We start from the raw sequence: 8482 nt of genomic DNA, 5'->3' as shown, positions 1-8482 counted from the left end.
GGTACCGTCAAGGTACAAGCAGTTACTCTTGTACTTGTTCTTCCCTAACAACAGAGTTTTACGATCCGAAAACCTTCATCACTCACGCGGCGTTGCTCCGTCAGACTTTCGTCCATTGCGGAAGATTCCCTACTGCTGCCTCCCGTAGGAGTCTGGGCCGTGTCTCAGTCCCAGTGTGGCCGATCACCCTCTCAGGTCGGCTACGCATCGTCGCCTTGGTGAGCCGTTACCTCACCAACTAGCTAATGCGCCGCGGGCCCATCTGTAAGTGACAGCGTAAACCGTCTTTCAGCTTTTCCTCATGAGAGGAAAAGGATTATCCGGTATTAGCTCCGGTTTCCCGAAGTTATCCCAGTCTTACAGGCAGGTTGCCCACGTGTTACTCACCCGTCCGCCGCTAACTTTAAAAGCAAGCTTTTAAAGTCCGCTCGACTTGCATGTATTAGGCACGCCGCCAGCGTTCGTCCTGAGCCAGGATCAAACTCTCCAATAAAGAGTTGATTAGCTCATTGCTAAACTCTAGCTTTTTGTTACTTTTTGTTCTATAACGCTAGTTATAAAACGATTATTGTTGACGTTTGTTTGTTCAGTTTTCAAAGAGCAAGTTTATCGTCGTCATCGGCGACTTTTTAATATTACCAGAAGTCGTTTTCGATGTCAACACTTTTTTGAATTTCTTTTTTGTTTCATCGTCACTTATTTCAGCAACGAATATTAATATACCACCGTTTAACTCTCTATGCAACTACTTTTTAAAAGAAAAAATATTCTTATTATTCACCTGCGTATTCTCTCTTTATTTAGATAATATAATAAGGGATAAATAGGTTTTTCAGATAACCTTATACTATTATGCTTATCCCTTTACTACCTCTTCTATATAGTTCTATAACAACCATTACTATTATAAAAAATAAGACACCTTCAAAAGGTGTCTTATCCTACTTAGCGATGTCTCATTAACGGGAATAATAATACATCTCTAATGGAAGGAGAATTTGTTAACAGCATTACTAGTCGGTCAATACCAATACCTAATCCACCTGTTGGAGGCATACCATATTCTAATGCTTCTACAAAATCCTCATCCATTAAGTGTGCTTCATCATTTCCTTGTTCACGCTCTTTTAATTGTGCTTCAAATCTTTCACGTTGATCGATAGGATCATTTAATTCAGTGAAGGCATTTGCGTGCTCTCTTCCTACTATGAATAGTTCAAAACGATCTGTAAAACGAGGATCTTCCTCATTTTTCTTCGCTAATGGCGAAATCTCTAAAGGATGACCATAAATGAAAGTAGGTTGAATTAATTTTTCTTCTACTCTTTGCTCAAAAAACTCATTAACAATATGGCCATACGTCATATTATCATTAATTTCAATATCATTTTCTTTCGCTAATCTTCTAGCCTCTTCTACAGTCATTTTTGGCCAGAAGTCTACTCCTGTGTATTCCTTAATTGCATCTACCATATGAAGTCTTGTCCATTCTGGTTTTAAATCAACTTGGTAGTCTCCATATGTCACAGTTGTAGAACCATGGATTTCTTGTGCAATATGAGCAACTAAGTTTTCTGTAAGACTCATAATATCACGATAATCAGCATAAGCTTCGTAAAGTTCGATCATCGTAAATTCTGGATTATGCCTTGTTGATACTCCTTCATTACGGAATACGCGGCCAATTTCGTATACTTTTTCTAATCCACCAACTATCAATCTTTTTAAATGAAGCTCAATAGCGATACGCATATATAAAGGCATGTCTAACGCGTTATGATGTGTAATAAACGGGCGTGCAGAAGCTCCCCCTGCAATAGAATGCATCATTGGCGTTTCTACTTCTAAATAGCCATTGCTATCTAAATAACGGCGCATAGATTGAATGATCTTACTGCGCAGAATAAAGGTATTCTTACTTTCTTCACTTGAAATTAAGTCTAAGTAACGTTGGCGATAACGTTGCTCAATATCTTTCAAACCATGGAATTTATCAGGTAAAGGACGAAGAGCCTTTGTAAGTAAAGTAAAATCTTGAACTTTAACCGAAAGCTCCCCTACGTTTGTTTTAAATAAAACACCCTCAACACCAACAATATCTCCTAAATCGACAGAGTTAAAAATTGCATATTGCTCTTCCCCTACATTATCTTTACGGACATACAGTTGAATTTGTCCTTCAAGATCTTGAATATGAGCAAATCCAGCTTTCCCTTTTCCTCTTTTTGTCATTACTCTTCCAGCAATAGAAACAGAGATATTCTTTTCCTCTAGTTCTTCTTTCTCTAGGGATTCATATTGTTTTTTTAAAGCTTCAGATAAATGAGTTCTATCAAAACGTTTACCAAACGGATCTATTCCTTGTTCACGCAACTCATTCATTTTGTTACGTCTAACTAGTAATTGGTCATTTAAGTTTAATTCTTCATGACTCATGCTTAATCATCTCCAACATCTTTTTATGTATGATCACCTAAAAAAGGAATCGTTCAATTTATACATACTTTATTATTCTACACAATGTCACGATTACAGACACTAAAAAAGAAAAAAAACTGTCAGATTTTTTGTCCAACAGCTTTATTTTTACACATATTACAGGAAATTTAAACAGTTACGTTTAAAATTAACCTACTTCGATCCCAGATTGTTCTCTTGCTTCTACTTCCAAGACCAACGCATTCAAGATCGTTACTAATTGTTCCCTAGTCTCACATTCATTAATAGCACTTCTTGTTTTTGCATTTCCTTTAATGCCTTTCAAATACCAAGCAGCATGTTTTCGCATTTCTCTAACGGCTACATACTCCCCTTTTAAATGGATTAACCGATCTAAGTGCAATATGCATACATCCATCTTTTCTCGAACCGATGGGTCACTAACTAACTCACCCGTTTCTAAATACTTAACCGTACTATAAATCATCCACGGATTTCCAAGCGCCGCTCTGCCAATCATAACACCATCACACCCAGTTTCATCTAACATTCTTTTCGCATCTTGGGGTGTATTTACATCTCCATTCCCCATTAAAGGAATATTGATCGCTTGTTTTACTTCACGAATAATATCCCAGTTTGCAGTTCCCTCATATAGCTGAACACGAGTTCGGCCATGCAGGGCAACTGCCGCTCCACCTGCGCGTTCAACCGCTTGAGCATTTCTTACTGCATATATATGGTCTTCATCCCAGCCCATACGCATTTTAACCGTTACAGGTTTACGAACATTGTCTACAACAGCAGAGACCATATCATAAATTTTATCCGGGTCTAACAACCACTTAGCTCCTGCATCACATTTTGTAATTTTAGGTACCGGACATCCCATGTTAATATCGATAATATCTGCATTGGTATTCTGATCAACAAATTGCGCCGCTTCTACTAACGTTTCCTTTTCTCCGCCGAAAATCTGTAAACTCATTGGATTTTCACGCTCATCAATATAGAGCATGTTCATTGTTTTCTTGTTTTTCAAAACAATCCCTTTATCACTAATCATTTCCGCACAAACTAGACCCGCTCCAAATTCCTTCACTGTTAGACGAAAAGCAGAATTTGAAATACCAGCCATTGGCGCAAGTACAACACGGTTACTAATTTCAACATTTCCTATTTTAAACAATCTTTTACCTCCCTAACGAACCGTGCTCATTTATTTTGATGTGGATCTAACTCTTCTCTCGTTATCTTTAGCACACCTACAATAGAATCGATCATTTCTTCTGAAGGCATCCGATTCCCTCGCTCAATCTCCCCTAAAATAGAAACAGAAACAAGTAACTCTTTTGCTAAACCTTCCTGTGTATATCCTTTTAGCTTTCGAAAAGCGCGAATACGTCTTCCCCATTTTTCTGTTGTTTCCATACCCTTACTCCTTCTCTATCTCGCAAAAGTTGCAAACTTTCTTTTAAAAGTATTGGTTTATTTGGTAACTTTATGTCTGGAGCAATTTCTATTAACGGCACTAAAACAAATGCTCTTTCTTCTATTCTTGGATGTGGAATAATTAGCTTCTCTGATACTATATTTTCTTGATTATACAATAAAATGTCAAGGTCTATTGTTCTTGGTCCCCATCTGATTATCCTTTTTCTTCCAAGTTCACTTTCAATCTTTTGGCATTGTTCTAATAAAGACAATGGATTTAAGGAAGTTTCAACCTGTATGACAATATTCAAAAATAGTGCTTGCTCCTCATATCCTACTGGATCCGTCTCATAAACAGATGAAATATTTACCACCTTTATCTCTTCCTGATTATGTAGCATTTGTACAGCTTCACGTATATATTCTAACCGATCTCCTATATTGGATCCTAAAGATAAATAAACTTTATTCATTCTTTTCTCTTCCTTGTGATTTCTACCGCAACTGATTTATAATGGCCCGGAATCGGGGGATCTGGCTTAATGATCCGAACAGTTAAACCTTCAATAAGAGAGTAAGATTCCAATAGTTTCTTTGCAATATTCTCTGCTACTGCTTCAATCAATTTATATGGCTCCCCCTCCACAATCTCCTTTACATCTAAGAATAGCTGGCCATAATTAACCGAATACTGTAAGTCATCTGTTGCTCCCGCTTTCGCTAAATCTACATCTACTTGTAAATCCACTATAAAACGCTGACCTAACTTAGTCTCTTCTTTAAACACACCATGGTAACCATAGAATTCCATTTGGTTTAATATTATTTTATCCACTGTATTCGCCCTTTCCCATTAAAGCATCCATCATACGTGCCATTCTTGTCATTTCTTTCACATCATGAACACGAATTAACTGACATCCTTTTTGAATGCCATAGCATATTGTTGCACCTGTTCCTTCTAATCGTTCGCTAACAGGTAAATTTAATACATTGCCAATCAATGATTTCCTCGAGGTTCCCAACAAGACAGGATAGCCCATTTCAACAAGCTTATCTAATCCTCGCATCATGTCCAAATTCCCCTTTAAATCTTTCGCAAATCCAATACCTGGATCAAGAATGATTTTCTCGGTAGAAACTCCTGCTCTTTTTACCATATCAATACTTTCCCGCAAATCAGACACTACATCTTCCAAAAAAGAAGTATAACTTAGATTATCTCTATTATGCATCAAAATAATAGGAGCTTGAAACTCGGCTGCAACCTCAGCCATATTAGGGTCTCTTTTTGCTCCCCATATATCATTGATAATATGAGCACCCGCCTGTAAAGATTGTCTCGCCACTTCTCCTTTATATGTATCAATCGATAAAGGAACATTCACTTCGTTAGCTAATCGTTCAATAATCGGAATAACTCGTTCTAATTCTTCCTCAACTGATATTTCTGTATAACCTGGTCTGGTGGATTCCCCGCCTATATCAATAATATCTGCTCCATCCTCCACCATCTGGACCGCACGCTTAACAGCTCTATCCATTTTGTTATATTTTCCTCCATCAGAAAAAGAATCAGGATTCACATTTAAAATTCCCATGATGATTGTTTTTTGTTCATAGTTTAACGTATATGGGCCACAAACAATTTTATTTACCATTCCTTTATTCCCTCCAACTCTTTTACGGACCATAATTGACTAGTATGTTTTCTATATTCTTTATATAGCATTGTAACAACAGGACCCTCTTTTCCCTTATATTCATACTTATCGATTCTTTTAATCGGGATAATTTCCTGAATGGAATTGGTTGCAAATACCTCTTTGGCACGTGCAAGAATATTTAGTGAAAAAATGCCTTCTTTCACAGCCACCCCATGATCCTGTGCAAGTTTTACAATAAATTGCCTTGTGATGCCATTTAATATTCCTGTCTGCAAGCTAGGAGTATAGAGCTCTCCATCTACAACCCAGAAAATATTAGAGGTAATACCTTCTGCTAAATATCCTTCCTTCGTCAAAAAGATTCCTTCCATAGTCTGCTCTGGCCCAATCTCTCGCTTGGCAAGAATATTATTTAAATAATGATGGGATTTTAAGCGAAAGAATCCCTCTGGTGTATTCCTTGGAACTGTAACTATTTGCCCTGTTTTTTCAACCATATCAACTACCTTTGGAAGAGGTTTTATATACACAATCGTATTTGGTTGTGTATACGTCTCTGTTTGCAGTCCGATCATGCCAATTCCTGCTGAAACATTCCAGCGAATATAGGCATTTTCTATGTTATTTTTACTGAGTAATGTTTTTATAACGGATACTGCATCTTCTCGCTCAAAAGATTTTTCTATATTCAACTCCGATAACCCATCATTTAATCGTTTAAGATGATCATCTAATAAGAAAGGATGTCCATCATAAATACGCAATGTTTCAAATAAGCCTAAGCCATACATAAATCCATGGTCAAAAACAGAGATAACCGCTTCTTCCTGACGAATTATTTGTCCATTTAAATATATATACATCTTCTACTTAGTTCCTTTTTGATAAAATTGGATAAAATTATGTAAGATTTCCATTCCCGCCTTAGTCATGATAGATTCTGGATGAAACTGAACTCCTTCGACAGGAAGCTCTTTATGTCTAAGCCCCATAACCTCTCCTTCTTTCGTCCAAGCAGAGATCTCTAAACACTTTGGCAATGATTCCTTTTTAACAATCAGTGAATGATAGCGCGTAGCTGGGAAGGGATTAGGTAAACCCTGAAAAATGGTTTGATTATCATGATAAATAAGGGATGTCTTTCCATGCATTAAATTGGCAGCTTTCACAACCTCTCCTCCAAAAACCTGCCCAATTGCTTGATGACCAAGACACACACCAAAAATCGGTATTTCACCAGCAAAGGTACGAATCGCTTCCAAACTAATACCTGCATCATTAGGCGTACATGGTCCAGGAGAAACCATTAAGTACATCGGCTTTTCCCCTCTGATCTCCTCGATAGAAGTCTCATCATTTCTTTTCACTTGCAGTTCCTGCCCTAATGAACCTAAGTATTGAACTAGATTATAGGTGAAGGAATCATAATTATCAATCATATAAATCAATTGCCATCACCTAATTTCTCTTCTGCTAATTCTTTCGCATTCCACAACGCTCTGGCCTTTTTCATCGATTCTTTATATTCATTTGCAGGAATAGAATCAATTACAATTCCCGCACCTGCTTGTACATATGCTTGGTTTTCCTTCACCAACATAGTTCTGATCATAATATTCAATTCTATATCATGGTTAAAACCAATCCATCCTAATGAACCGGTATATGGGCCTCGTCGCACTGGTTCTAGTTCCTCAATAATTTCCATTGTTCTTATCTTTGGCGCACCCGTAATGGTTCCACCAGGAAACATACTATTAATAAGATCATACTCATCTTTATTGTCCGCAAGCTGCCCTTTTACATTGCTCACAATATGCATAACATGAGAATACTTTTCTATTACCATAAATTCGTCTACTTGAACACTTCCGTATGTACATACTCTTCCTAAATCATTTCTTTCAAGGTCTACTAGCATTACATGCTCTGCTCTTTCCTTTTCACTCTCGATTAATTCACGAGCAAGCTCGACATCCTCTGCTTCATCTCTCCCACGGGACCTTGTTCCTGCTATAGGTCTTGTGCTTACTTCCTTTCCTTTCTTTTTAACTAGGAGTTCTGGTGATCCACTAACTAGCTGAAATTCAGGTGTATGAAAATACCCCATATAAGGAGAAGGATTTAAAACTCTTAGCTGCCGGTACACTTCAAGCGCAGACACATGCAGTGGTTTAGCCTGCCGAACAGACAAGTTAACCTGAAACACATCTCCTTCAGAAATATAGTTCTGAATCTTGCGGACAGATTGTTGAAATTCATTGTCCGCCATCGATACTTTTAATCCTACCGATTTCTCTGTATGGCTTTGAACTGTCTCTTCCTTCTCCTCATCCATCCAGCCTTGCGCATAGGTTTCTACTTTATCTTGAATCATCACTAACTGATTTTCTTCGTATAAGGCTGATATCCATAATTTATTTTCTTTATGATCATAAGTAAACCATTCCTCGAATAACAAAAAGAACACATCCGGTATTTCCATATCATCTGTCGTCAGATTGGGGATTTTTTCAATATAACGGATATAATCATAACTAATAAATCCTATCGCTCCTCCTTGGAAATCTGGCAGATCTGGATTAGTCTCTACAACATACTTATTCATCACTTCTTTTATAGAATGGAGGGGATTTCCTTCGATTCGTACAGTTCCTTTTCCGTCTATCACTTCTAAACCATTACTTCGGCCTATCATTTTCACTATAGGTGAAACTCCGCCAATACTATATCTGCCACCACGTCCACTTTCTAACAGAACATAATGGGACTTATCTTCAGCAATGGTTAAAAAGCGCCTAAAAAACTGGTCATATGAAAGAGGAATAGTCTTACTATATACTTTGTAATTTTTCAAACAGACTTCGCTCCTTATATTTTATCTGTTCTCATCATACAAGATGTACAGAGAGAAAACAAAAAAATCACCTATTCGGCAGATA

10 protein-coding genes and 1 rRNA gene (1 of these 11 cut by a window edge) are annotated in these 8482 nt (G+C 37.4%); all 11 read right to left on the bottom strand.

The window, feature by feature from the left end; translation table 11 throughout:
- Nucleotides 1–493 (bottom strand): 16S ribosomal RNA (locus NX902_RS00510); it reaches 1055 nt to the left of the window's first position.
- Between the two features lie 93 nt (nucleotides 494–586).
- Nucleotides 587–745: a hypothetical protein gene (locus NX902_RS00505; protein WP_164464006.1), complete on the bottom strand. Its 159-nt coding sequence runs from the start codon at nucleotides 743–745 to the stop codon at nucleotides 587–589.
- Between the two features lie 200 nt (nucleotides 746–945).
- A complete protein-coding gene (gene lysS, locus NX902_RS00500) occupies nucleotides 946–2436 on the bottom strand; it encodes a lysine--tRNA ligase (RefSeq protein ID WP_095333921.1) in 1491 nt (496 codons plus the stop codon).
- A 190-nt stretch (nucleotides 2437–2626) separates the two neighbouring features.
- Nucleotides 2627–3628, bottom strand: a complete 1002-nt coding sequence (dusB, locus tag NX902_RS00495) for a tRNA dihydrouridine synthase DusB (protein WP_095333923.1) — start codon at nucleotides 3626–3628, stop codon at nucleotides 2627–2629.
- 26 nt (nucleotides 3629–3654) lie between these two features.
- Nucleotides 3655–3870 (bottom strand): helix-turn-helix domain-containing protein, encoded by a 216-nt coding sequence (locus NX902_RS00490; RefSeq protein ID WP_095333925.1) that lies wholly within the window; start codon nucleotides 3868–3870, stop codon nucleotides 3655–3657.
- Nucleotides 3819–4346 (bottom strand): 2-amino-4-hydroxy-6-hydroxymethyldihydropteridine diphosphokinase, encoded by a 528-nt coding sequence (gene folK / locus NX902_RS00485; protein WP_095333927.1) that lies wholly within the window; start codon nucleotides 4344–4346, stop codon nucleotides 3819–3821. The genes NX902_RS00490 and folK overlap by 52 nt, the downstream gene beginning before the upstream one ends.
- The gene (folB, locus tag NX902_RS00480) at nucleotides 4343–4708 is read right to left on the bottom strand and encodes a dihydroneopterin aldolase (protein WP_095333929.1); all 366 of its coding nucleotides are present in this window, start codon (nucleotides 4706–4708) and stop codon (nucleotides 4343–4345) included. Before folB ends, folK begins: the two co-directional genes overlap by 4 nt.
- On the bottom strand, nucleotides 4701–5534 hold the full coding sequence (gene folP, locus NX902_RS00475; RefSeq protein WP_095333931.1) for a dihydropteroate synthase: 834 nt from the start codon (nucleotides 5532–5534) through the stop codon (nucleotides 4701–4703). The genes folB and folP overlap by 8 nt, the downstream gene beginning before the upstream one ends.
- Nucleotides 5528–6403, bottom strand: coding sequence for an aminodeoxychorismate lyase (gene pabC / locus NX902_RS00470; RefSeq protein WP_095333933.1), 876 nt, complete (start codon nucleotides 6401–6403; stop codon nucleotides 5528–5530). The genes folP and pabC overlap by 7 nt, the downstream gene beginning before the upstream one ends.
- Nucleotides 6404–6406: 3 nt before the next feature.
- Complete coding sequence (gene pabA / locus NX902_RS00465; RefSeq protein ID WP_095333935.1) at nucleotides 6407–6988, bottom strand: aminodeoxychorismate/anthranilate synthase component II; 582 nt, start codon at nucleotides 6986–6988, stop codon at nucleotides 6407–6409.
- Nucleotides 6985–8397 carry an anthranilate synthase component I family protein gene (locus NX902_RS00460; RefSeq protein ID WP_095333937.1) on the bottom strand — a complete coding sequence of 471 codons (1413 nt, stop codon included), beginning with the start codon at nucleotides 8395–8397 and terminating at the stop codon, nucleotides 6985–6987. Before NX902_RS00460 ends, pabA begins: the two co-directional genes overlap by 4 nt.
- Nucleotides 8398–8482: the final 85 nt, after the last annotated feature.

The sequence above is a fragment of the Niallia sp. FSL W8-0954 genome (genome assembly GCF_038005605.1).
GTDB lineage: Bacteria > Bacillota > Bacilli > Bacillales > Cytobacillaceae > Niallia > Niallia circulans_A.
This window is presented reverse-complemented; position numbering and strand designations above follow the sequence as displayed.